The organism is Winogradskyella sp. (genome assembly GCF_028282165.1).
Taxonomy (GTDB): Bacteria; Bacteroidota; Bacteroidia; order Flavobacteriales; family Flavobacteriaceae; genus Winogradskyella.
In genome coordinates this window covers 112,236-136,129 of the sequence record NZ_JANQIM010000024.1, presented here as the reverse complement: position 1 = coordinate 136,129, position 23,894 = coordinate 112,236, and the positions used below count along the sequence as shown (strand labels likewise).

Annotated in this window: 21 protein-coding genes; 9 read left to right on the top strand and 12 right to left on the bottom strand. The window is 36.4% G+C overall.

Going from position 1 to position 23,894, the window contains the following annotated elements; all coding sequences use genetic code 11:
- Positions 1-74: 74 nt before the first annotated feature.
- Together Q0972_RS09715 and Q0972_RS09710 are read right to left on the bottom strand one after the other, a co-directional pair.
- The gene (locus tag Q0972_RS09715; RefSeq protein WP_299365304.1) at positions 75-2,546 is read right to left on the bottom strand and encodes a ribonucleoside-diphosphate reductase subunit alpha; all 2,472 of its coding nucleotides are present in this window, start codon (positions 2,544-2,546) and stop codon (positions 75-77) included.
- A gap of 186 nt (positions 2,547-2,732) precedes the next feature.
- Positions 2,733-3,713, bottom strand: coding sequence for a ribonucleotide-diphosphate reductase subunit beta (locus tag Q0972_RS09710; protein ID WP_299365302.1), 981 nt, complete (start codon positions 3,711-3,713; stop codon positions 2,733-2,735).
- A 694-nt stretch (positions 3,714-4,407) separates the two neighbouring features.
- Between Q0972_RS09710 and Q0972_RS09705 the strand changes: the two genes are divergently transcribed.
- On the top strand, positions 4,408-5,142 hold the full coding sequence (locus tag Q0972_RS09705; RefSeq protein ID WP_299365300.1) for a LytTR family DNA-binding domain-containing protein: 735 nt from the start codon (positions 4,408-4,410) through the stop codon (positions 5,140-5,142).
- Between the two features lie 8 nt (positions 5,143-5,150).
- Positions 5,151-7,079 carry a tetratricopeptide repeat protein gene (locus Q0972_RS09700; RefSeq protein WP_299365298.1) on the top strand — a complete coding sequence of 643 codons (1,929 nt, stop codon included), beginning with the start codon at positions 5,151-5,153 and terminating at the stop codon, positions 7,077-7,079.
- A gap of 3 nt (positions 7,080-7,082) precedes the next feature.
- On the opposite strand, the gene Q0972_RS09695 is transcribed toward Q0972_RS09700, so the two are convergent.
- Positions 7,083-7,655 (bottom strand): DUF3109 family protein, encoded by a 573-nt coding sequence (locus Q0972_RS09695; protein ID WP_299365296.1) that lies wholly within the window; start codon positions 7,653-7,655, stop codon positions 7,083-7,085.
- Positions 7,656-7,745: 90 nt separating this feature from the next.
- Between Q0972_RS09695 and Q0972_RS09690 the strand changes: the two genes are divergently transcribed.
- The 3 genes from Q0972_RS09690 to Q0972_RS09680 are packed head-to-tail and all read left to right on the top strand — an operon-like array spanning position 7,746 to position 9,150.
- Positions 7,746-8,327, top strand: coding sequence for a MarC family protein (locus Q0972_RS09690; RefSeq protein WP_299365294.1), 582 nt, complete (start codon positions 7,746-7,748; stop codon positions 8,325-8,327).
- An 11-nt stretch (positions 8,328-8,338) separates the two neighbouring features.
- Entirely contained in the window at positions 8,339-8,542 is a 204-nt protein-coding gene (locus Q0972_RS09685; protein ID WP_299365292.1) for a hypothetical protein, read from the top strand.
- Positions 8,539-9,150, top strand: a complete 612-nt coding sequence (locus tag Q0972_RS09680; protein ID WP_299365290.1) for an NAD(P)/FAD-dependent oxidoreductase — start codon at positions 8,539-8,541, stop codon at positions 9,148-9,150. The genes Q0972_RS09685 and Q0972_RS09680 overlap by 4 nt, the downstream gene beginning before the upstream one ends.
- On the opposite strand, the gene Q0972_RS09675 is transcribed toward Q0972_RS09680, so the two are convergent.
- The 3 genes from Q0972_RS09675 to Q0972_RS09665 form a co-directional block, all read right to left on the bottom strand.
- A complete protein-coding gene (locus Q0972_RS09675) occupies positions 9,140-10,747 on the bottom strand; it encodes a S41 family peptidase (RefSeq protein WP_299365288.1) in 1,608 nt (535 codons plus the stop codon). The genes Q0972_RS09680 and Q0972_RS09675 overlap by 11 nt on opposite strands.
- On the bottom strand, positions 10,747-11,178 hold the full coding sequence (locus Q0972_RS09670; protein ID WP_299365287.1) for a dCMP deaminase family protein: 432 nt from the start codon (positions 11,176-11,178) through the stop codon (positions 10,747-10,749). Before Q0972_RS09670 ends, Q0972_RS09675 begins: the two co-directional genes overlap by 1 nt.
- A gap of 94 nt (positions 11,179-11,272) precedes the next feature.
- Positions 11,273-11,866: a HupE/UreJ family protein gene (locus Q0972_RS09665; protein ID WP_299365285.1), complete on the bottom strand. Its 594-nt coding sequence runs from the start codon at positions 11,864-11,866 to the stop codon at positions 11,273-11,275.
- A 763-nt stretch (positions 11,867-12,629) separates the two neighbouring features.
- On the opposite strand from Q0972_RS09665, the gene Q0972_RS09660 reads away from it, so the two are divergent.
- Positions 12,630-14,078, top strand: coding sequence for a T9SS type A sorting domain-containing protein (locus Q0972_RS09660; protein ID WP_299365283.1), 1,449 nt, complete (start codon positions 12,630-12,632; stop codon positions 14,076-14,078).
- A 180-nt stretch (positions 14,079-14,258) separates the two neighbouring features.
- Here the strand turns inward: Q0972_RS09660 and Q0972_RS09655 are convergent, their stop codons facing one another.
- From Q0972_RS09655 to Q0972_RS09635, 5 genes are read right to left on the bottom strand one after another with little or no spacing between them, the layout of a single operon-like run.
- Complete coding sequence (locus Q0972_RS09655; protein ID WP_299365281.1) at positions 14,259-15,554, bottom strand: TRAP transporter large permease; 1,296 nt, start codon at positions 15,552-15,554, stop codon at positions 14,259-14,261.
- A gap of 4 nt (positions 15,555-15,558) precedes the next feature.
- On the bottom strand, positions 15,559-16,023 hold the full coding sequence (locus tag Q0972_RS09650; RefSeq protein ID WP_299365279.1) for a TRAP transporter small permease: 465 nt from the start codon (positions 16,021-16,023) through the stop codon (positions 15,559-15,561).
- Positions 16,020-17,003, bottom strand: coding sequence for a TRAP transporter substrate-binding protein (locus Q0972_RS09645; RefSeq protein WP_299365277.1), 984 nt, complete (start codon positions 17,001-17,003; stop codon positions 16,020-16,022). Before Q0972_RS09645 ends, Q0972_RS09650 begins: the two co-directional genes overlap by 4 nt.
- Position 17,004: 1 nt before the next feature.
- The gene (locus Q0972_RS09640) at positions 17,005-17,670 is read right to left on the bottom strand and encodes a bifunctional 4-hydroxy-2-oxoglutarate aldolase/2-dehydro-3-deoxy-phosphogluconate aldolase (protein WP_299365275.1); all 666 of its coding nucleotides are present in this window, start codon (positions 17,668-17,670) and stop codon (positions 17,005-17,007) included.
- A gap of 9 nt (positions 17,671-17,679) precedes the next feature.
- Positions 17,680-18,726, bottom strand: a complete 1,047-nt coding sequence (locus tag Q0972_RS09635; protein ID WP_299365273.1) for a sugar kinase — start codon at positions 18,724-18,726, stop codon at positions 17,680-17,682.
- 207 nt (positions 18,727-18,933) lie between these two features.
- On the opposite strand from Q0972_RS09635, the gene Q0972_RS09630 reads away from it, so the two are divergent.
- From Q0972_RS09630 to uxuA, 3 genes are all read left to right on the top strand, one after another.
- On the top strand, positions 18,934-20,535 hold the full coding sequence (locus tag Q0972_RS09630) for a UxaA family hydrolase (protein WP_299365271.1): 1,602 nt from the start codon (positions 18,934-18,936) through the stop codon (positions 20,533-20,535).
- A gap of 4 nt (positions 20,536-20,539) precedes the next feature.
- On the top strand, positions 20,540-21,355 hold the full coding sequence (locus Q0972_RS09625) for an SDR family oxidoreductase (RefSeq protein WP_299365269.1): 816 nt from the start codon (positions 20,540-20,542) through the stop codon (positions 21,353-21,355).
- Between the two features lie 69 nt (positions 21,356-21,424).
- Positions 21,425-22,597, top strand: a complete 1,173-nt coding sequence (gene uxuA, locus Q0972_RS09620) for a mannonate dehydratase (protein ID WP_299365267.1) — start codon at positions 21,425-21,427, stop codon at positions 22,595-22,597.
- Positions 22,598-22,661: 64 nt separating this feature from the next.
- On the opposite strand, the gene Q0972_RS09615 is transcribed toward uxuA, so the two are convergent.
- Positions 22,662-23,891 (bottom strand): mandelate racemase/muconate lactonizing enzyme family protein, encoded by a 1,230-nt coding sequence (locus Q0972_RS09615; protein ID WP_299365264.1) that lies wholly within the window; start codon positions 23,889-23,891, stop codon positions 22,662-22,664.
- Positions 23,892-23,894 lie beyond the last annotated feature (3 nt).

Below are 23,894 nucleotides of genomic sequence, written 5' to 3'. Positions count from 1 at the left end.
TCGATAGTAATCGGGACTTAGGTGCTTTTAATAACACTTAAATTATAGAGGTCCCTGCTTGCACAGGAACCGAATTAAGAACCGCACATTAAGCAATCATCACCTTCGCTTTCTTTAGCTTGTGCAATCAATGCCTTCATCTCTTCGGCTGTCATTGGCTCTACCTCAGCAGTCTCTTGGGCAAACTTAGCTGCTGTTTTAGCCGCTTTTGCCTTTTGTTTAGCTACTACGGTTTCTTCTGTAACTTGCACAGCTTCTGCTACTGGTTCTTCTTTCTTCTTATTAGTCAAAGTAAACTTAATCGCATCAACAGCACTCTTGGTACGTAAGTAGTACATTCCTGTTTTTAGGCCGCTTTTCCAAGCATAGAAATGCATAGAAGTCAACTTTGCCATTGTTGCACCTTCCATAAATAAGTTAAGCGACTGCGATTGGTCAATAAAATAACCACGTTGGCGGGACATATCGATAATGTCTTTCATACTAAGTTCCCAAACCGTTTTATAGAGTTCTTTTATATCATCTGGAATCACATCTATATGTTGCACAGATCCATTGGCTCTCATAATATCCTGCTTCACAGATTCATTCCAAAGTCCTAATTCTACCAAGTCTTCTAATAGATGTTTGTTTACGACAATGAACTCACCAGACAGTACACGTCTTGTATAGATATTAGAGGTGTATGGCTCAAAACATTCATTGTTCCCTAAGATTTGAGACGTTGAAGCTGTCGGCATAGGTGCTACCAATAATGAGTTACGCACGCCATTTTTAGCAACTTGCTTGCGTAATTTATCCCAATCCCAACGACCGCTTAATTCTTCATCTTTTATATTCCAAAGGTTATGCTGAAACTCCCCTTTACTAATCGGAGATCCTTCGTAAGATTGGTATGGGCCATCTACTTTTGCCTCCTCCACAGATGCTGTAACAGCTGCGTAATAAAGTGTTTCAAAGATATCCTGATTTAAAGCTTTAGCTTCATCACTGGTAAAAGGTAAGCGCAATTTAATAAATGTATCTGCCAAACCTTGCACGCCCAAACCAATTGGTCTATGGCGCATATTTGAATTTTTAGCCTCTGGAACCGGATAGTAGTTTCTATCGATAACACGGTTTAAATTCTTGGTAACGCGCTTTGTGATTCTAAATAATTCTTTGTGGTCAAACTCACCATTCTTCACAAACATTGGCAAGGCAATAGAGGCCAAGTTACAAACAGCAACCTCATCTGGTGAGGTGTATTCTAAAATCTCAGTACATAGGTTAGACGACTTAATTGTACCTAAGTTTTTCTGGTTAGATTTACGGTTAGCCGCATCCTTGTACAACATGTAAGGGGTACCTGTTTCTATCTGAGATTCTAATATCTTCTCCCAAAGTTCTCTGGCCTTAATGGTTTTGCGACCTTTGCCTTCTGCTTCGTACTTTGTATATAAAGCCTCAAATTCTTCACTATGGGTATCTGCCAAACCAGGGCATTCATTGGGGCACATCAACGTCCAATCGCCATCTTCTTGAACGCGCTTCATAAATAAATCTGAAATCCACATGGCGTAAAACAAATCCCTAGCTCGCATTTCTTCTTTACCGTGATTCTTCTTAAGATCTAAGAAATCGAAGATATCTGCATGCCAAGTTTCTAAGTAGATTGCAAAGCTCCCTTTACGCTTTCCTCCTCCTTGATCTACGTAACGTGCTGTGTCATTAAAGACACGTAGCATTGGCACTATACCATTGGATGTTCCATTAGTTCCTGCAATGTAACTTCCTGTAGCTCTAATGTTGTGGATAGACAATCCTATCCCTCCTGCAGATTGCGAAATTTTAGCTGTTTGCTTTAATGTATCGTAAATACCATCAATACTATCCTCTTTCATCGTTAATAGAAAACAAGAAGACATCTGAGGTTTTGGCGTCCCAGAATTAAACAATGTTGGAGTGGCATGTGTAAAGTACTTTTTAGACATCAGTTCATAAGTTTCTAAAATGGCATCTAAGTCATTTAAATGAATACCAACAGAAACACGCATTAACATATGTTGTGGACGTTCGGCGATTTTACCGTTTAATTTTAGCAGGTAAGAACGCTCAAGGGTTTTAAACCCAAAATAATCATAGCCAAAATCGCGATTGTAGATAATGGCAGAATCTAACTTATCTTTATTTTCCTTAATGACGTTGTAAACTTCGTCGGATAATAACGGTGCTTTTTTACCAGTGCGAGGATTAATATATGTATATAAATCTTCCATCACCTCGCTAAAGGATTTCTTGGTGTTTTTATGTAAATTAGAGACAGAAATACGTGCAGCCAGCTTAGCATAATCTGGATGGCTAGTTGTCATTGTAGCTGCAACCTCCGCTGCTAGATTATCCAATTCGCTAGTCGTTACGCCATCATACAGGCCTTCTATTACTCGCATGGCTACCTTTACAGGATCTACTAATTCGTTTAACCCGTAACACAATTTTCTCACTCTGGCAGTGATCTTGTCGAACATCATTGGTTCTTTCCGGCCGTCTCTTTTTACAACATACATATATAAATTAGTTTTTAGATTTTCCTGAATACTCCCATTCAGAAAAATAATAGTTAGTTATGGTGGGCTCCATTAAAAACGCAACCCACTTAGTTAGATTAATTTATTCTTTGGACTATTTCTGTTAAAACAGAAACAGAATTGGCATTGAATTTTTTAGCCCTTAAGAAGGCCCAATTCAATTAATTAAAAGTCAGCGTCGAAAGAAAACTTATCCTTCTCCTCTTCTTTATTAAGCACTCCTGCTTTTTGATATTCTGAAACTCGTTTCTCAAAGAAATTGGTTTTTCCTTGAAGCGAAATCATATCCATAAAATCGAATGGATTTGATGCATTATATTCTTTTTCACAACCTAACTCACCCAGCAATCGGTCAGTCACAAACTCTAAATATTGTGTCATTAATTTGGCATTCATGCCAATAAGACTTACCGGCAATGACTCTGTAATAAATTCTCTTTCAATATTTAGAGCATCAACAATAATATCTCTAATACGTTCTTTAGGCACTTTATTGACTAAGTGTTTATTATGCAAGTGGACGGCAAAATCGCAGTGTACACCTTCATCTCTAGAGATTAACTCATTTGAAAACGTTAATCCTGGCATTAGTCCTCTTTTCTTCAACCAGAAAATAGAGCAAAATGCACCTGAAAAGAAAATACCTTCAACAGCTGCAAAAGCGATTAAACGCTCTGCAAAACTTGGAGATTCGATCCACTTTAAAGCCCAATCTGCTTTCCTCTTAATAGCAGGGAAATTTTCAATGGCTTTAAAAAGTGTATCTTTTTCAACTTCATCCTTAACATAAGTATCGATTAGCAATGAGTAGGTTTCACTATGGATATTCTCCATCATAATTTGGAATCCGTAGAAAAATTTGGCTTCACTGTACTGAACTTCATTAACAAAGTTTTCGGCTAAATTTTCGTTTACAATTCCATCACTTGCGGCAAAAAAGGCTAAAATATGTTTTATAAAATAACGTTCATCGTCATTTAGTTTGGTTGACCAATCAGTTAAATCTTGGTGCAAATCAATCTCTTCGGCAGTCCAAAAACTAGCTTCAGATTTTTTATACCATTCCCAAATATCGTGATGTTGAATAGGAAATATTACAAATCTATCTTTATTTTCGGCTAAAATTGGCTCTACTGCTTGCGACATGTTTTACTACTTTTTGAGGATTAATTTTGAATTTATTTTGCTACGATTCGGGACTGACAAAGATTTAAAAATGTATAAGAAAATGAAAGACAATCTTATAAACATTGTCAACAAGTTTTTAACAAACTCTTGAATCACCCGCAAAGTCTAGGAAAAATAAATTTTCAACATATATATTTGATTATCAGTTTTTTAAAAAATATTGACGCATTAATTACCTGTAAGTTTTATCGTATTAAATCAAAGGTTAATAGGCGTATTTATTGAAGGTTTACTTTTTTGTTTTAAACAAAAAGAGCAAAAAAAAAGAGTGCTGTTAAAGCATTCTTTTTTTCCATAATAACTAACTAAGAAATGAAAAAGCAACACTTAAAATTGCTTGTAACAAAATTAAAACTGAAAATAAAAGTCAAGATTTAAAAATCCTGACTTTTAATCGATTAATAGCGTTAAACTGTTTAAGAACAAACCCTCATTTATTCTTAATATTGGTCAGTTTTGTTATTTAAATATCTAAATAAATATACTCATAGCTTTATACTATTGTATAATTGGTAAAAAAAAGTGTATGAATGGATGGACTTAAATCCAAGAATTAAATTTTAACACATTATACATAAAACACTACACGATATACATAAACATATTAAAGAAAACCTTTATATGTATATCTTTATAATATAGAAATTTAATTATGTTAAAAGCTGTAATTGTAGATGACGAGCCAAAAGCTATTCAAAGCTTAATATGGGAACTTGGTAACTTTAAGGAGGAAATTGAAATTATGCAATCGTTTACAAATCCTGAAGAAGCTTTGAAATACTTGGCTTTAAATACGCCTGATTGTCTTTTTTTAGATATACAGATGCCTACCATTGGTGGATTTCAGTTTTTAGAGCAATTAGATGATATAAATTTTGCAGTAGTTATTACGACTGCATACGATGAGTATGCTATAAAAGCGTTGAAGCATGACGCTATAGATTACCTGTTAAAACCCATAGACTCTGATGATTTAAGAGATACGCTTAGTAAAATAAAAAAGCACAGTAATCGTCAATTCAGCATTTCTAAAATAGAAAACATGTTGTTGAATTTTAATTCAAAATTCGATAAAAAACGTATTACAATTAATACAGACGGGAAACTTCTGTTTTTAGATGTAGATGATATTATCTATGTAGCTTCAGACGGTAACTACAGCACACTATTCCTTAAAGACGAAAAGAAAATAGTAGTGACAAAAAAGCTAAAAGAGGTCGATGCTATTTTACCAGAACACTATTTTTTCAGGATACACAACTCTTATATCATTAACCTTGGCAAAATAAAAGCTTTCATAAAAAATGAAGGTTATGTCGTTATGGACAGTAATCATAAAATTCCTGTAGCAAGACAACGTAAATCCGATTTTCTCGAAAAGCTATAGCCCTAAAATTGAGCCTTAAAGTATCATATCACTTTTTTGTCATTCTACTATTCTTATTAGTAAATCAAATTAGCAATGCCCAGAATTTAGAAGCGTTTAACGACATCATAGATTATTTAAATAAAAACAAACCCGCTACTTACTCTGGTATTGACTCTTTAATAAAACCTTTTCAAAGAGATAGCTTAAAAATGAAGCTGTTTTTAGAAGCTTCAAAGTTAAACACCTATAATGAAGGCACTAGCTATGCTTTAAATGCTCTGGGTGTCATTAACAGAAACATTTCTAACTACAATAAATCCATAGCACTTCATGAAGAAGCTAAGTCTTATGCCGATAAAGCTAACAGTAACGAACTAAGAATTGTTAGCTTAAATATGATAGGAGTCGCTTATCGAAGAATGGATGTTATTAAATCTGCCTTGGATTACCATACCCAAGCTTTAAAAATAGCCTATGAAGTTAATAATCCTACACCAACAGTAAGTTATAACATTGCTGTTTCTCAAAATAGTATTGGAAATATTTATTTGGCGCTCGAACAATATGACATAGCTATAATTCAGTTTAAAAAATCATTAAAGATTGAAGAAAAAGCTGATAATAAGTTAGGCCTAGCCATAAACTATCACAACATAGGTTATGCTGAAGAAGGAAAAGGCAATCTGGATGTGGCCTTGGCAAATTATGAGAAGTCCTTGTATTATAATGAGGCCATAAATTCTGATATCGGAAGAATGATATGTTTTAATAGTATTGGTGGCATTTATTTAAAAAAAGAAGATTACAGTAAAGCAGAGCCCATCATTAAAGATGCTCTTAAAAAAGCACTGGCCTTAAAAGATCAATTTTACATTGCATCATCATACATTAGTCTAGGGCAGCTGGAAATTAAATTAAATCAAATCTCCGAAGCTGAAGATCATCTCAAACAAGGGCTGGAAGTATCAAAGACTTATAACCTTAAATCCTCTGAAGTCGTCTCGAGCAGATTACTTTCTGAAATCCATCAAGAAAAAAGGAATTATAAAGCTGCTTTAGATTATTATCAAAACGCTGTTGATATTGAAAATACTATATTAACTGAACAAAATCTACAATATGTCAATGACATTGTTATTCAGTATGAAAACGAAAACAAAAACAATCAAATTAAGGCCTTAGCTTCAGAGAACGAAAAAGTGCGACAGCGATTAGAACGAAATAAAAATATTTTTTGGTATTCTATGCTAGTGTTGGTTTTAATTGTGATGGCTATGTTTATAATCAACAGAACCCGAACTCTAAAACGAGATAAGCAGATTTTGACCTTAGAACAAGACATGCTTCGGAGTCAGATGAATCCACACTTTATTTTCAACTCGTTGAATTCTATTAAGCTTTATATCATTAATAATGAAAAGGAAAATGCGGTGTATTACCTCAATAAGTTTTCAAAACTTATGCGCAAAATCCTAATGGCCTCTAAAGAGAAAGACACCTCTCTCCAAGATGAATTAGAGACCATGCAACTCTATATGAACATAGAAAATATAAGATTTGATAACGAAATAGATTTTAAAATCAATGTGGACGATTCCATAAATACTGAAGTCACCAAAGTTCCGTCCTTAATACTTCAACCTTTTTTAGAAAATGCACTTTGGCATGGTTTATTTTCTAAAACAGACGACAAAAGAATTGACCTCAATGTTTCTAAAAACTCATCCGATTATATCACTGTTGAGATTACTGACAACGGAATAGGGAGAATTGCATCAAAGAAAATAAGAGACAATAAAAAACTGAAACGCAAATCTGTGGGTATTGATATCACAAAAGCTCGTTTGGCAAACTTCTCTAAGGCCTTTGATAACTCTTACTCACTTAATATTGACGATCTCTACGAAAAGGATACGCCTACTGGAACGCGAGTTACACTCAATATTCCTATTTAGTATTTAGTTGTCGAGTTTATGTTTTGCCACCTTTTCTAATTCTGCATACCAATCTTCACCAAACTTTCTAATAAGAGCTTCTTTAACGAATTTGTAAACAGGGACTTGTAATTCTTTCCCAAGTGCACAAGCAGGGTCACAGATATCCCACTTCTCATAATTGACTCCAGAAAATTCAGAATAGTCCTTGACGCGTATGGGATATAAGTGGCACGACAGTGGTTTTTTCCAATCGATTTCCCCTTGGTTATAAGCCTCTTCAATACCACAAAGCGCTGTGTTGTTTTCATCAAAAATTACATAGGCACACTCAGCTCCATTAACCAGAGGTGTCTCAAGATCCCCAAATACCGTTTTCACAGAAGTCCCTTGGGCCTCAATGACTTCTATTCCTTCTTTTCTTAGAAAAGGTTTTACTTTAGGGTAGATATCATCGAGAATTTTTATTTCGTCTTTATCCAAAGGCGCACCAGCATCCCCATCTACACAACAGGCTCCTTTGCAAGCCGACAAATTACAGACAAAATCCTTTTCTATAATATCTTCCGAAACTATGGTTTTTCCTAGTTGAAACATGCCGTAAAAATAGTTAAACTTTACTGTAATTTAATATTGGAAATCACTAATTAAATTGCACCTTTGCGGCGAATTTCAAAATCGAGTGTTATGGAGTTAGTTTTTAAAGAAATTTTCACCGCTTTTATGGTTCTATTTGCCGTGATAGATATCATTGGTAATATTCCTATCATTATAGATTTACGTAAAAAAGCTGGGCATATTCAGAGCGAGAAGGCGTCCTTAATTGCCGGAATAATAATGATAGCATTTTTATTTCTTGGAAAAAGCATGCTATCATTGATTGGTATTGATGTTAATTCGTTTGCAGTTGCTGGTGCGTTTGTATTGTTTTTTATTGCTCTAGAGATGATTCTTGGAATTACCTTATACAAAGACAATGGCGATGAGGCTATTACGGCTTCGGTATTTCCCTTGGCATTTCCGCTTATTGCAGGCCCAGGTAGTTTAACAACACTGTTATCTTTACGCGCCGAGTTTAGAATAGAGAACATTATTGTAGCGGTTATTTGCAATGTTATTTTTATTTATATTGTACTTAAAACATCCGCAAGAATTGAACGAGCGATAGGAAAAAATGGAATTAACATTATAAGAAAAGTTTTTGGCGTAATTTTGTTAGCCATAGCCGTAAAATTATTTGCCCATAATATCAAGGCTTTATTTGTTTAACATTTGACCTAATGAAGATATTTACTTTAATTCTAACATTTATTGCCGTTGCACTTATCGTTTTTAATGCTACAAAATTGAATTTTGATGCATTGTTTGAAGGTGAAAGCTACACGGCAATACTCACTATTATAGCAGCTTTGTGTGCCATTATTTTGCTTCAAATTCTTCGTATATCCAAAAAAATTGAAACCCTTAGCAAGAAGCGTAAATGAATTTTGATGTTCTAATTATTGGCGGTGGAGCAGCAGGACTCTCCTGTGCTTTGGTTTTAGGCTCAGCCAAGGACAAAGCCTATGCAAAGGATAAACAAATTGGTATTATAGCTCACCAAAAGGCATCGCACCTACAGAATGCATTGTTTAACAATGTTCTTGGTTTGCAACCTGGCACTTTGGGAAGAGATATTCTTGAAAGCGGAAAACAACAGCTTAAGGATTTATATTCTCATGTGGTTCAAATTGAAAAGGAAAAAGTTAAGTCTATTGAAAAACAATTAGAAGGTTTTAAAATCACTACCAACAAAAACGAATACATCTCTAAGATTGTGATTATTGCTGTTGGTTATACAAGTCTCATCACCATTAAAGGATTAGAACCTTTTATTGAACCTCATCCTAGAGCTGTGATTGAAAAAGACAGAATCTGGTTAAAAAACACGGATCACTTAATAGAAGAAAACCTCTATGTCGCTGGTACTTTGGCAGGTTGGAGGAGTCAGTTCTCTATAGCTTGTGGCAGCGGATCACATGTGGCCACAGACATACTAACACTTTGGAATGGCGGAAAACACACCAAAGTGCACGATAAGCTTACTGTTTAAAGTTAGGATATTCTGTACTGAGAAGTATTACTTCTTGTACCATGACGTCTTCCTTATTGAGAATTTCCTCAAAAGCGTTATCATCAAACAACTGTTTAGCTAAAGTAGCCTTTATTAATCGTCTAATTTCATCATTATAGGCCACAAAGGAAATATTAGTCCCCTCTCTTCGATTAACGTAATCTTGAAAACGTACCACAATATCATCGCTTACTTCAAAATTATTGATAAAATCGTATTTGGTAACATGCTCATAAACCGTTCTGTCCCTGTCTAACTCTTCAAAAACAAAATAACCAAAGTGATCTCTTCGCCTTAGATAATTAATAGTTTCATTATTGAATGATTGGTCTACAGGAACAAAAATATCTGGAATTATACCACCTCCTCCATAAACCACTTTCCCTTTAGGAGTGGTAAATTTTAAGGAGTCATCAACCTTAATATTATCTACATCTACCAATTCACCAGTTCTTAAGCGCTTGAAATAATCATTATAATAGGAACGACTGTCCCCATTGGTATATGGCCTTTGGATAGATCTTCCTGTCGGGGTGTAATATCTCGACACGGTTAACCTAACAGCACTTCCGTCACCTAAAGCCATTTCGCGTTGTACTAATCCTTTACCATAAGACCGCCTACCAACAATAATCCCTTTGTCATTATCTTGAAGTGCACCCGCAATGACCTCGCTGGCTGAGGCAGAATTTTCATTTATTAGAATATAAATTTCACCGTCTTCAAAATCTCCCCGTTTTGTTGCATAGGTACGTTCTTCTCTTCCTTTTTTATCCCTAGTAAACAAGATAAGTTTTTTATTTTCTAAGAATTCGTCGGCTATCTGTTCTGCTATGCCTAAGAAACCCCCAGGATTATCGCGCAAATCCAGTGCTAATTTTCTTGCACCCTGATCTTGTAGCTCTTCTAATGCCGATTTAAACTCTTTAAAACTAGTCTCGGCAAAGCGATTCATTTTTATGTAACCAAGTTCATCTGTCAACATGTAAGCTGCATCTACACTTTTAATAGGTATATCTTTTCGCCTTACGTCAAACTCGAGTATTTTATCTTCGCTTTTTCTGTATACGGTAAGCTTAACATTTGTGTTTTTATCTCCCTTGAGTCTTTTTGAAATATAGTCGTTAGTCACTTCGGGACCATAAATCTTATCGCCATCTGCCGTAAGAATACGATCTCCTCCTATAATTCCGGCACGCTCGCTAGGACCTCCCTCTGTAGGTTTTATAACCGCAATAGTGTCTCTATAAGGATAATAATTAATCCCAATGCCCACAAAATCACCTTTCATGTTTTGTGTAATGCGTTCTAAATCTTCCTTTGGTATATAAGTAGAGTGTGGGTCGAGATTATCTAGAATTCCATTAACCGTAACATCGACAATACTATCGGTATTAACCTCATCCACGTACTCATAATCGATATAATCTATTAAACGGTTAAGTTTGTCCTTCTTACTATTAGTAGTAAACAAACGATCAGATGTATCCGTAAAATTCAATTTTCCGCCTATTACAACACCAGCTGCTATGGCGACACCTATAATTAGTGGTATATATTTATTTTTTGTTGCCATTAGGCTTCTAAATCTTCAATAAGTTGTAATTCTATTCCAGCCTTCTTTAAAAATTCAAGACCAGAATTATCTTTGTATGCTCGCGAATAGACCACCCTAATAATTCCCGCTTGATGTATCAGCTTGCTACACTCTTTGCATGGCGATAAAGTGATATATAATGTGGCGCCTTTACAAGATTGCGTTGATGCTGCTACTTTTAAAATGGCATTAGCTTCTGCATGTAATACGTACCACTTGGTGTAACCCTCATCATCTTCACAATAATTTTCGAAACCTGTTGGTGTGCCATTGTAGCCATCAGAAATAATCATTCGGTCTTTTACTATAATGGCCCCTACCTGTTTACGCTTGCAATGCGACAGTTTTCCCCATTCGTGTGCAATTCGGAGATAAGCCTTATCGTATCGTAACTGTTTACTCTCTGACATTAATCTTATTTATTGCACAAACGTACGATGTTATTAACGAATATAAAAGGATAGAATTGTAATAGCAATGGACTAGCCGTTAAAGTTTTATCAATTAGGAAGCGTTTAACAAATCACTACCCATAATCATTGGTATAACCAACCCAATAACAATTGCCGAAAGTACCATGACCCAATCACGACGCGAAAACCTGAAAATGGTCTGAAATAAGAAGCCCAAAAACAGAACAACAAAAACGATAATGACCTGAGCTATTTCAATACCTAGAGCAAATTCTATTAAGAGCTCAACTTTATTTTCGGATAGCCCTGCAAACATCTTAAACTCCCTGGCAAAGCCAAGGCCATGAATGAGTCCAAAAGCTAAGGTAGTGAAGAAGAGCAATCCTAATTTGTTGGTTTCTTTTTTCCCAGCCGTAAATACGTTATATATGGCCGCAACTAAAATAGTAATCGGAATTAAAAATTCTACAAGCTTTCCATTTACAGATACCACATCGTAAGCTGCTAAAACCAAGGACAGTGTATGACCTAAGGTGAACATAGATACAAGTAAAAGTACGCGTTTCCAATCCTTAAACACATAAGGAACCGCTAGGACCATTAAGAACAGGACATGGTCGTATCCATTTGGGTCAAGTACATGATTAATGCCATATTGCACATTAAACCAGAAGTTTTCTAACATAATTAATTCGTTTGGGAGAACTCAAAGTTACGATTTATATCAATAAGAACAGGCTCCTAATTATTTTTAGGACCTGGATGTACTAGAGCAATAATAACCTGACAGCTACATTTGTTTTTACATATAGCCAGTCCTTATAAGCCTCATCATATTTTTTTGCCTTTACCTTTTCGTGAAAATTTAAAAGCTTAGTTTGGCATTCGATGGCTTCCTGAGAATCCATTCTTCCAAAACAGAAGAGAAGCGCTGCACAAAGGAGGATTAATTTTCTGGCCATAATGCATTTGATTGTAGTTAGTTATATAAAAAAAGCTACAAAAAACATACCAAAGCCCTAGAAAAGGAAAAAGCTATTAAGTGCCAATACTTACATTCGATTTATCTGTTATGGACTGAAAAAAATATTAAATTCATTGCTTTTAAATACTTATATACCAACTACTTAGGTTTTGGTAGAATAGTTTAGTTCTCCTAGGAGATAAATTGCACATCATGTCTAAAATGCATTCGTTTGCATTGACCATACATTTCCAAATTAAAGCATCATCTTATTCACAAATATCTCCTGTAATATACTATTTTACTAAGCAATTTAATTCTATTTCTAAAGAAAACTTAATGAGTTATTAACATTTTTATACCAATAATAATTGCATATTGATAATAAATCTATTAATTTTATGCAATCGTTTGCATTAATTACATATTTCTTATGAATTACAAAAAGACGTTAATACTAAATTTTAACTAAATATTTCAAATTATGAAGCATAACTACTTTTCTAAACTTATGATAAGTATGGCTCTCCTTTTAGTAGTCCAAACTTATTCAACCGCACAAAACAACATAGAAGATGTTGTATTGAACGGTCAAGCATTTAAAAAAATAACTGGGACTATAAGTGTCGATGAAACTCTTGATAATTCTTCGTTATGGATTATCGAAGGTATAGTAGAAGTTGCGGCAAACACAACACTTACAATTACTGAAGGCACTCAAATTTTTGCTGAAACAGCAGGTACACGTCTAGAGGTTAATCAATTAGGATTAGTAGATTGGCAAGGTACAGCTACAAATCCCATAGTTTTTAACTCATTGGCGAATGCACCCGGACAAGGGCCAGGAGATACAACTAGAGGTCAGTGGAGCGGGATTGGTATAGAGGGCGCTGGCGGCACCGATAATTCAGGTACTATTCGATATGTAAGGTTAATGTATCCTGGTAGTGATGACGATGCCTTCCAGTTTACTAATGGTGGAGACCAAACCGTAGCAGAATATATTCAAGTTTTTCGTCCTGGAGACAATGGAATAAGAATAAATAACGGAACAATTAATTTTAAGTATTTGGTTTCAACTGATCCTATTGCTTCTGAAGCAGGTATTCGTTGGAGCGACAATTGGGATGGTAATGGTCAATTTTGGGTTGTAAACATGTTAGAAGGTTCTGAGGCTATACAAGGTAGAGAAGGGAACGGTTTGCTTTCAAATGTAACTATCACAGGCCCTGCCTTTAACGATGCGTCTGCCGCCTTTGAGGGTATTGGATTTAGAATCAGAAATGGCGGCACTGCCCAAATATATAATGCCGTTGTTACAGGAGTAGACGTAAGTATAAGATTCAGTAACGGGTCAGAGGACGGTGTTACAAATGGAGTGAGCTTTTTCAGAAATTCTGCAAGTTTTGAAAATGATCCCACTAGTGCAGGCGGTGCAGGTTTTCATAGCACTGCTGAAACATTTAACCCAGAGGATAGCGCATATGTACCAACAAATGATAATTCTACAGACACCTTCCCCATCGTTGATTCCTATGTTGGCACAAGCACAACCAATAGTACAGCAGCTGGTGCTTTAGATGCTTTCTTTACAGATGTAAATTATGTAGGCGCTGTACAAAATGGTAATGATTGGACAGAAGGTTGGACCTTAAATTTAGACGGAACATTACGCACCCTTTCTGTAAATGGTTTTGACATAGAAAATATTGAAGTTTATCCGAATCCTGTAGTAGATGAGTTGACTATTAATTCTGAATTTAAAATCTTAAATGTAGCAATATACAACATACTGGGCAGGAAAGTTTATGAAAACTTATCCTTTATCAATGATGAAAATAAAATAAATATGTCCCAATTTCAACAAGGGATTTATTTCCTACAATTATCTTCAGGTGATGCTACTCAGACCTTAAAAATCATTAAGAGATAGTTTTTACCTTAGTAATTCAATAAGACTCAAGAATAACGAATTTATTTTGTGCTATTCTTGAGTCTTTTCAATTTAATGATTGAAGCTTAAAACTTAAAATAATTATTTACTACTAGATAATTTAAAAGCCTAGCCTTTTTACATTACTTGATCTAAATAGTTTCTTTGACCTTTACCTCACTAAAATCCGAACACTCGGGGCAACCATAAACTCAATTCTGGCACATAAGTGATAATGATTAATACTACAATCATCACTAAAAACAGAGGCAAAAGTGGCCTAACCACCTTTTGAATACTTAGATTGGCTACACCACATCCCACAAACAATACCGAACCCACTGGCGGTGTGCAAAGCCCTATACACAAATTCATTATCATAATGATACCAAAATGAATCGGGTCGATACCAATATCAGTAACAATCGGCAAAAAAATGGGCGTAAAAATTAATACAGCTGGCGTCATATCCATAAAAACGCCCACAAAAAGCAAAATGAGATTTATGATTATTAGTATTACGATAGGATTATCACTCACAGCTAGAAGGCCAGCACTTATTTCCTGTGGAATACTTTCATAAGACATCACCCAAGACATGGCCACAGAAGTTGCAATGAGCAACATCACGATGGCATTGGTCTTAACGGTTTCCAACAAAATTGAAGGTACATCTTTGAGCGTTATTTCCTTATAGGCAAAGGCAAGTACAAATGTGTATATCACGGCAATTGCCGAAGCTTCTGTTGCAGTAAATATACCTGCAACAATCCCGCCTATGACAATAACCAACAAAAGCAAACTCGGAAATGCAGCTATAAATCGTTTAAAGAATATCTTGAGACCAACACTTTTTTCAGTAGGATATTTTTTAATAAAAGAATAAATAGCTGCCACCAGCATCAATGCCAATCCTATAAGTATGCCTGGTACATAACCCGCAAGAAACAGGGCTGCTATTGAAACACCACCACTGGCCAAGGAATAAATGATAAGAATATTACTCGGTGGTATGATGAGACCTGTAGTGGCACTAGTAATATTAACCGCAGCACTAAATGATTTATCATAGCCTTCCTTTTCCATCATGGGATTCATAAAACCGCCAATAGCCGAAGCTGCAGCAACCGCAGATCCTGATATAGCACCAAACAACATACAGGCTATTATATTTACAAAAGCCAAACCTCCTGGTAATGGCCCTACAATAGCTTTGGCAAAATCAATTAAGCGAGTTGCTATTCCACCGCGATTCATCACTTGACCTGCCAAAATAAAAAATGGGATGGCTAATAAAGCAAAACTATCTAAAGATGTTGCCATACGCTGTGCTAAAGTGGTTAATGCCGGCATTAACGGTAGAGAAACGACAAGTGTAAATAAGGCAGCTAAGCCGATGCTGTAGGCAATAGGAACACGTAAAGACAGAAAAACAATAAAGCTAATTACTAGTATGAGTATTTGGGTATAATCCATTGCTTTAAAGTATTTTTAACTTTTGTTGATACGAATCAAAACTGTAGTACACGATCAAAAGACCACTCAGGGGAAGAACAAGATAAACGAAAGCCAATGGTATTTTCAATACGGCTGATTTTTGTTCCAACACCCATGTTAACCAACAGAGTCTTAGACCTCCAATGACCATTACCAAAATAGCGAATACAATTACAAAAAATGTAACAAATCCATGGAAGAACCGAGGAGACTTAGCGATAGTATTTTTTGGAATAAGATCAATGGCTAAATGTAGCTCTTTTCCGGTGGCATAAGCGGCGCCAAAAAGACCCAACCATATTAGCGAATAACTTGCAATTTCATCAGTAAAGGTACTTGGTGAGCCCAACACATAACGCGAAATGACTTGCCAAACCACCGCAAGTAACATAATTAAGACGATGACTATCAACAAACGTTCAAGAAAAGTATCTACCGTTCTTCTCATTCATTTATGCTTTTGATATCACTGATTAGTTTTTGTGCATCTGAATCACCCTCGAAAACATTCAAAATTGCTCTAGTTTTTTCAGAAAAGGGATTCTTATCAGGATAATTGACTCGAACACCAGCCCTTTTTATAGTTTCAAGTGCTTCCTGCTCTGCTTGCTTCCAAAATTGACGTTGAATAATAGCAGATTCATCTGCCGCTTCTTGAAGCCATTGATGTTCTTGGGTATTTAACCGATTCCAACTTTCTGTGCCGATGAGCAAAATATCAGGTACTGCGGTGTGTTCATCAAAACTGTAATACTTGCACACTTCATAATGTTTAGAGGTGAAAAAACTAGGTAAATTGTTTTCTGCACCATCCACAACGCCTTGCTGTAAGGCCGTATATAGTTCACCCCATGAAATTGGTGTTGGGGCACCGCCAAGTTGTTTCACCATTTCCACGGCCATATTACTTTTTTGAACCCTAATTTTTAAACCCTCTAGATCGTTTGGACTACTGATGGCTTTAGTTTTGGTATAAAAGCTTCGGCTTCCGGCATCGTAATAACAAAGGCCCATAAGTCTATAATCACCACCTTTATGCAATAATTCCTTACCAATAGCACTATCATAAAAATCATAAGCATGCTGTCTATCCCTAAAAAGATATGGAATACTCAACACTTTATAATCAGAAACAAAATTTTCTAAAACAGCCGCTGATACTTTAGTAATATCCAAACTTCCGATTTGGAGCAACTCCAAACACTCGCGTTCTGCCCCTAATTGACCACTAGGATAGAGTTTTACAATAAGTCGCCCTTTGGATTTTTCTTTAAGCTTTTTACCCAATTCAACCATAGCTTTGTGAACAGGATGATTGGTATCCAATCCATGAGCAAGTCGTAAAACCTTAACCTTTTGTTCTTCGGCACAACCAAAAAAAATCAATACAACTAATAAGATAAATAGGAACTTTAATCTATTAACCATATTAACTTCTAATAGTTTTAATAAGCATCAAAGTGTCTTGAATCTTATTTATTAAACTGGCAAAGGTATCGTCCTCAAAATCCGATACCTTAAACAATTTCGAACCCATACCAACACAACTAACACCAGAATTAAACCACGCTAAAAGGTTTTTTTGAGTAGGTGCTACACCACCTGTTGGCATTATTTTAATATGTGGCAAAACGGCTTTGGTAGCTTTTACAAACTCAGGACCTAAAACGTTTCCAGGAAATACCTTAATCACTTCGCAACTGAGTTGGGTCGCCCTAAAGACTTCAGTTACGGTACCGCAACCTGGAATGTATATAATATTATTAGTATAGGCGTATTCTGCAATTTCAGGAATAAGAGCAGGCGAAACAATAAAATGAGCACCAGCCTCGAAAAAAGCTGCCGCACTAACCGTATGAAAAATAGTCCCAATACCTAAAACCAAATCCTCATATTTCTGTGCATGTTTAGTTAGTTCAGTAAATACCTCTAAGGCATTGTCACCTCTGTTTGTAAATTCAAATACTCTAATACCAGCTTCATAACTGGCATCAAGTACTTTCTTGGCAATGGAAACATCAGTGTGGTTAAATACAGGAATCATACCTGTTTCTTCCATTGCAACAATAATATCCTTTTTTGAAAAACGACTCATATTTTCAATTTATCTAGCTACACGACCAGAAGCATCTCCACCCATTAGCTTTTCAACTTCTTCAACCGTAACTTGATTAGCGTCTCCTTTAATTGTATGCTTTAAGCAAGAAGCAGCAACGGCAAAATCCAAAGCTTTTTGGTCATCACCTTTATAAGTGATAAGCCCGTAAATCAAGCCGCCCATAAAGGAATCACCTCCTCCAACACGATCTACAATATCCGTAATTTGGTATTGACGTGTATCGTACATCTTTTTACCATCATAAAGTACACCAGCCCAAGTATTGTGAGAAGCAGAAATGGAACCTCTTAAAGTTGTAATAACCTTTTTGGCTTTTGGGAACTTTTCTATCATCTGTTGGCAAACCGATAAAAATGCTTCAGCCTTAACGTCCTGTCCATGCTTATGAACATCTAGACCTTCCGGATGAATTCCGAAATGCTTTTCCGCATCTTCTTCATTTCCCAATACAATATCACAATGGCCTGTAAGTTCTGTCATTATTTTTTCACGATGAGGATCATCACAATACTTCCAAAGTTTAGCTCGATAATTCAAATCTGTTGAAATGGTAATACCCTTTTCACTGGCTATTTGGCAAGCTTCCAAGCAAGCATCAGCTGCACCTTGGGAAATGGCTGGTGTAATTCCAGTCCAATGAAACCATTGACAATCCTTAAACACCTCATCCCAATCGACCATCCCTTTTTTTATGGTTGCCATACCAGAGTGCGCGCGATCATAAACTACCTTACTACCTCTTGCCACAGCACCTGTCTCCAAGAAATAAATACCTAAACGCTCACCACCCCAAATAATATTGTCAACATGTACACCACGTTTCCTTAGTTCCATCATGGCACATTTCCCTAAGTCATTATGAGGTAAGCGCGTTACAAAACTTACTGGGATACCATAGTTTGCCAAAGAAACAGCAACATTAGATTCACCTCCACCGTAGATGACGTCAAAAGTATTTGTTTGTGAGAATCTTAAGAATCCTGGTGGTGCTAACCTCATCATGATTTCACCAAAAGTTACTACTTTTTTCATACAATTTCTGCGAAAGCGAACATCTTATCCCGCATTTCGACTTTGTTTATTTATCAATTTTTTCTCTAAGCAACTTTAAACAAAGCTAAGGCAGCTTCGAAATATTACATTTTTTCAAAAAAATTCTATTTCATTGAGGTCAAATCTACAATTTTTGTTTACTTTGTGCAAACGATTGCGCATATATTTACATGCTAATATTTTGTTTTGAACACCTTAAAGTTACATACCGATGATAATTGTGCTGTAGCATTGAAAACACTCTCTGCGGGTAGTATTGAAACTGTTGATTCCATAGTGTTGGAAATTAAGGAAAGAATCATGCCCAAACATAAGTTTGCACTTAAGGATATTGCCAAAGATGGTGCAATTGTAATGTATGGCATAAAAGTCGGCAGAGCCAAGACCTCAATTTCGTCTGGGCAGACACTTTCATTAAGAAATGTTAGTCATGATACTGAAAATCATCAGAATCTTATTTCGGCAATTCAAAGCGAAAAAATTGAAACAGATACTTTTAAAGATTTAAAGTTTATGGGCTACCACAGAAAGGATGGCCAAGTAGGTACCCAAAACATTTGGGTAGTAGTCCCTTTGGTTTTCTGTGAAAACCGCAACGTTAAGATCATGGAAGAAGCCTTTCTTGAAGAATTGGGTTTTAAACGTAAGAATGAGTATAAGGCCTTAGTGCGGTCCTTAATGAATAAGGAAACGAGTGAACAGACTACTCTAAATAATCGCTATTTTAAAAATATTGATGGTATTAAATTCTTAACTCATCATTCAGGTTGCGGGGGCACGCGTGAGGACGCCCAAATGTTGTGTCAACTCATTGCTGGGTATATAGCGAATCCTAATGTTTCAGGAGCTACTGTTCTAAGCTTGGGCTGTCAAAATGCGCAAATTAGTTTATTGAACAGGGCACTTAAAGAATTACGTCCTGCTACCGAAAAGCCAGTTCATATTTTTGAGCAGCAACAATTGGGTAGTGAAGAACAATTATTGACCAAAGCTATAACAACAACCTTTAGAAGTTTAGTGGAAGTAAATAAAATAGAAAGACAGCCAGCGCCCTTGTCAAAACTAGTTATAGGTCTAGAATGCGGTGGTAGTGACGGATTTTCTGGGATTTCGGCAAATCCCGTTGTAGGTTATCTAAGTGATGTAATTGTAAGTTTGGGGGGCTCGTCCCTTTTGGCAGAATTCCCTGAGCTCTGTGGTGTAGAACCACAACTTAAATCTCGAATGAAAAACCTTAGTGACATTCAAAAATTTGAGAAACTGATGACCAACTATGCCAATCGTGCTGAAGCGGTAGGTAGTGGATTTGATATGAATCCGTCACCTGGCAATATAAAGGACGGACTTATAACCGATGCTATGAAAAGCGCCGGTGCAGCCAAAAAAGGTGGCACCATGCCCATAGCTGGTGTTTTGGATTATGCCGAACAAATAAAAGTGTCTGGCTTACATTTATTATGCACACCTGGTAACGATGTGGAAAGTACCACAGGCCTTGCTGGAAGTGGTGCGACTATCATCCTATTTACTACAGGATTGGGCACACCCACAGGAAATCCCATAGCACCCGTGATTAAAATAAGTAGCAATAATGAATTGGTAGAACGCATGCCAGATATTATTGATTACAGTACTGGGGATATTATTATTGGTGAAAAGACCATTGAGGACTGCGCACATGAACTTCTTGGAATTATCATTGATATTGCCAGTGGTAGCAAAAAGAGTAAAGCACAACAATTAGAACAAGACGATTTTATCCCTTGGAAACGAGGAATTTCATTATAAAACTATGAATGAATTATTTGATTTAGAAGGAAAAACAATAGTAATTACTGGTGGTACAGGCATTTTAGGAAGTGAATGGGCTGCATACCTGACTCAAAATGGTGCCAAAGTCATTGTACTAGGACGTACCCAAGAAGAGGTAGATACCACCAAATCCCGATTGGCAGAAATAGGCCTCAACGTTGAGGCCTATCCTTGTGATGTTATTAATGAAGACGCCTGCAACGCTGTAGCCACTCAAATCAAAGAGGTATATGGCAATATAGATGTTTTGGTTAACGCAGCTGGCGGAAACATGAAAGGTGCTACCATATCACCAGAACAAAGCGTACTCGATAGTGATACAGAGGCCTTACGTACCATTATCGATTTAAACTACATCGGAACTTACTTAACCATTAAGGCTTTTTTACCGCAGTTCATTGAGGCAAAAAAAGGAAATATCATCAATATATCGAGCATGAGTGCCGAAAAGCCATTGACACGGGTAATGGGTTACAGTTCGTCAAAAGCTGCAATAAACAATCTAACGCAATGGTTGGCAGTAGAATTTGCGCAAAAATATGGCGAGGGTATTCGTGTCAATGCCATTGCTCCTGGCTTTTTCTTAACAGAACAAAATAGAACCTTATTAACCAACGAAGACGGTAGCTATACCAATCGCGCTAAGCTTATAACAAATAACACACCTATGAACCGCTTTGGACAACCAAATGATTTGCTAGGTGCCATGCACTTTTTATGCAGCGAAGCCTCAAAATTCGTTACAGGAATCGTGATGCCAGTAGATGGTGGATTTAGTGCATTTTCTGGTGTATAGACTTATCAAGTAACTAAGGAAATTAAGAATTGAATTGCGGAAAGAAATTTCCACTTTTGCAAAAATTATATGAAAAAACTAGAACAAACCATGCGATGGTATGGCCCTAAAGACCCTGTAAGCCTTGTAGATATTCGTCAAGCGGGAGCAACAGGGGTAGTGACCGCTTTGCACCACATCCCTAATGGAAAGCTTTGGACACTTGAGGAAATTTACAAACGTAAGTCAGAAATTGAAGCAGCGGGTTTAATTTGGAGCGTAGTGGAAAGCATTCCTGTGCACGAGGACATCAAAACTCGCAGCGGCAACTACCCCGAATATATTAAGATTTACAAACACTGCATTCGCAATATGGCAGAAGCTGGCATCAAAACTATCTGTTATAATTTTATGCCAATTCTTGATTGGACACGAACGGATTTAGCTTTTGAACTGCCTAATGGCGCCAAAGCCCTACGTTTTGAAATGGCCGCTTTGGTAGCCTTTGATGTCTATATTTTAAAACGTCCAAATGCTGAAAACGACTATACCGAAACACAACTTAAAGTAGCAAAGGATAAATACAATTCAATGATTGATACACAAAAGGATGAATTGACCAAAACGATTATCGCAGGTTTACCTGGTGCAGAAGAAGGCTATACTATTAAGCAATTTCAAGAGCAATTAGACAAGTATGCAAATATTGACCATAAAAGTTTGTCGCTTCATCTTAAATTATTTTTAGATGAAATCATTCCTGTTTGTGAAGAAGTTGGTGTAAACATGTGTATTCATCCAGACGATCCCCCTTACGATATTTTTGGTTTACCACGAGTAGTAAGTACGGCATCGGATATTGAGCGTATTTTTTCAGAAACAGATAGCTTTAATAATGGCTTGACCTTTTGTACAGGTTCTTTTGGTGTTCGTGCTGATAATGATTTACCCGAAATGGTGCGCCAATTTAAAGACCGTATTCATTTTATTCATCTTCGTGCCACACAACGTGATGAATTTGGCAACTTTCGCGAAGCAAACCACTTAGAAGGTGACGTACCAATGGCTAAGGTGATGAAGGAACTCATTCTTATGCAACAGGAAAAAGAGTATCCTGTACCGATGCGCCCAGACCATGGCCACCAAATGTTAGATGATTTGGATAAGAAAACTAATCCTGGATATACAGGTATTGGACGTTTAAAAGGTATGGCTGAATTACGAGGTCTGGAATTGGGGATTCAGTTCAATTTAGAACAATAAAACAATATGCTCAATTGTTATTGACAGAATAATAAAACCTATATAACAAATTTGCTTTCAGTTTTTAATCATCGAGAAACTCGGCCAAAGCTTTTTCATCTAGAATTAGACCTAAGCCAGGTTCCTGAGGTATATAGATGTAATTCTGTTCAACCTTAAAATAGTTTTTGAAGAATTTTTGTAAACCCATGTTCAATCTCGGACCTCCGTATTCCTGTACTCGCGCTGGATTAAAAATACTCGCCACCAAATGTAGAGAAGCCGCCGTTGCAAGTGTAGGTCGGGCGTTGTGTACCATAACTTCACGCTCAAAGGCTTGGCAAAGTACGGCTGCCTTTTTCATTTCGCTAATGCCACCGCCTTTTGTAGCATCCAGATTAAGAACACCGACATTTCCTTGAAGAATAAGATTTTTAAAATCCCATCGGTTAAATTGATGTTCTCCTGCTGCTATTCGAATTGGACTTTGCTGTACTACTTCTGCCAATGCTTTATAATCATGGTAATGAACAGGCTCTTCTACCAGGGACACGTTGTACTTTTCATAAAGCCGTTTTATCATTTCTACAGCTTTTCCTGCCGTATAACCATAATTAAAATCAACAAAAAGTGTGTTATTATCTCCAATAACCTCACGAACTGCTTTGACGTATTTTTCAGTTAAATCATTTTCAGGATTTCGGTTTTTTATGCGGATTTGCATACGTAGTTTGAACGTATCATAACCATTGTCAAGAAACTCTTGCGCTGCTGCTTGTGCTTTTTTTGTTGATTTTCTACCGTTATCAACACCAAAGCTTCCGTAAACTTTCATTTTTTCCATGCCGGCACCGCCCAAAAGCTTATAAACTGGCATGTTTAGCAATTTACCCTTTAGATCCCATAAGGCATTATCAAAACCTGCAAGTGCTGCTGTAAGTACACCGCTAAGTCCTAAATCCTCCCCAGAATACAACATATCGTGCCACAAAGCTTCACTTTGGAAAGGATCCTTATTTAACGCCATTGGCTTTATTAAACTTCTAAAAACTTCACTCACAACAGCAGGATTATCATGTCCAGCCTCGCCCCAACCACTAACACCTGCATCTGTTTCAACCTTTATGAAAATAGCTCTTGGTACACGATAGACCTTAACACTTGTGATTTTGACTACTTCTTTTACTGAATTTGGCACCTCCTCAAGCATAAAGGTCTCGTTAGTGAAACCACTAGTTTGTGCAGCTGCATACCCAAAAAAGGGTGTGACTAATGTACCTAATGCGGTGGTTCTTAAAAAATCTTTTCGTTTCATAAA

What these genes read in the sequence shown, in the direction of transcription:
- Q0972_RS09715 (WP_299365304.1), bottom strand. Translation starts at nt 2,546, where the DNA reads ATGTATGTTGTAAAAAGAGACGGCCGGAAAGAACCAATGATGTTCGAC.
- Q0972_RS09710 (WP_299365302.1), bottom strand. Translation starts at nt 3,713, where the DNA reads ATGTCGCAAGCAGTAGAGCCAATTTTAGCCGAAAATAAAGATAGATTT.
- Q0972_RS09705 (WP_299365300.1), top strand. Translation starts at nt 4,408, where the DNA reads ATGTTAAAAGCTGTAATTGTAGATGACGAGCCAAAAGCTATTCAAAGC.
- Q0972_RS09695 (WP_299365296.1), bottom strand. Translation starts at nt 7,655, where the DNA reads ATGTTTCAACTAGGAAAAACCATAGTTTCGGAAGATATTATAGAAAAG.
- Q0972_RS09690 (WP_299365294.1), top strand. Translation starts at nt 7,746, where the DNA reads ATGGAGTTAGTTTTTAAAGAAATTTTCACCGCTTTTATGGTTCTATTT.
- Q0972_RS09685 (WP_299365292.1), top strand. Translation starts at nt 8,339, where the DNA reads ATGAAGATATTTACTTTAATTCTAACATTTATTGCCGTTGCACTTATC.
- Q0972_RS09680 (WP_299365290.1), top strand. Translation starts at nt 8,539, where the DNA reads ATGAATTTTGATGTTCTAATTATTGGCGGTGGAGCAGCAGGACTCTCC.
- Q0972_RS09675 (WP_299365288.1), bottom strand. Translation starts at nt 10,747, where the DNA reads ATGGCAACAAAAAATAAATATATACCACTAATTATAGGTGTCGCCATA.
- Q0972_RS09670 (WP_299365287.1), bottom strand. Translation starts at nt 11,178, where the DNA reads ATGTCAGAGAGTAAACAGTTACGATACGATAAGGCTTATCTCCGAATT.
- Q0972_RS09665 (WP_299365285.1), bottom strand. Translation starts at nt 11,866, where the DNA reads ATGTTAGAAAACTTCTGGTTTAATGTGCAATATGGCATTAATCATGTA.
- Q0972_RS09660 (WP_299365283.1), top strand. Translation starts at nt 12,630, where the DNA reads ATGAAGCATAACTACTTTTCTAAACTTATGATAAGTATGGCTCTCCTT.
- Q0972_RS09655 (WP_299365281.1), bottom strand. Translation starts at nt 15,554, where the DNA reads ATGGATTATACCCAAATACTCATACTAGTAATTAGCTTTATTGTTTTT.
- Q0972_RS09650 (WP_299365279.1), bottom strand. Translation starts at nt 16,023, where the DNA reads ATGAGAAGAACGGTAGATACTTTTCTTGAACGTTTGTTGATAGTCATC.
- Q0972_RS09645 (WP_299365277.1), bottom strand. Translation starts at nt 17,003, where the DNA reads ATGGTTAATAGATTAAAGTTCCTATTTATCTTATTAGTTGTATTGATT.
- Q0972_RS09640 (WP_299365275.1), bottom strand. Translation starts at nt 17,670, where the DNA reads ATGAGTCGTTTTTCAAAAAAGGATATTATTGTTGCAATGGAAGAAACA.
- Q0972_RS09635 (WP_299365273.1), bottom strand. Translation starts at nt 18,726, where the DNA reads ATGAAAAAAGTAGTAACTTTTGGTGAAATCATGATGAGGTTAGCACCA.
- Q0972_RS09625 (WP_299365269.1), top strand. Translation starts at nt 20,540, where the DNA reads ATGAATGAATTATTTGATTTAGAAGGAAAAACAATAGTAATTACTGGT.
- uxuA (WP_299365267.1), top strand. Translation starts at nt 21,425, where the DNA reads ATGAAAAAACTAGAACAAACCATGCGATGGTATGGCCCTAAAGACCCT.
- Q0972_RS09615 (WP_299365264.1), bottom strand. Translation starts at nt 23,891, where the DNA reads ATGAAACGAAAAGATTTTTTAAGAACCACCGCATTAGGTACATTAGTC.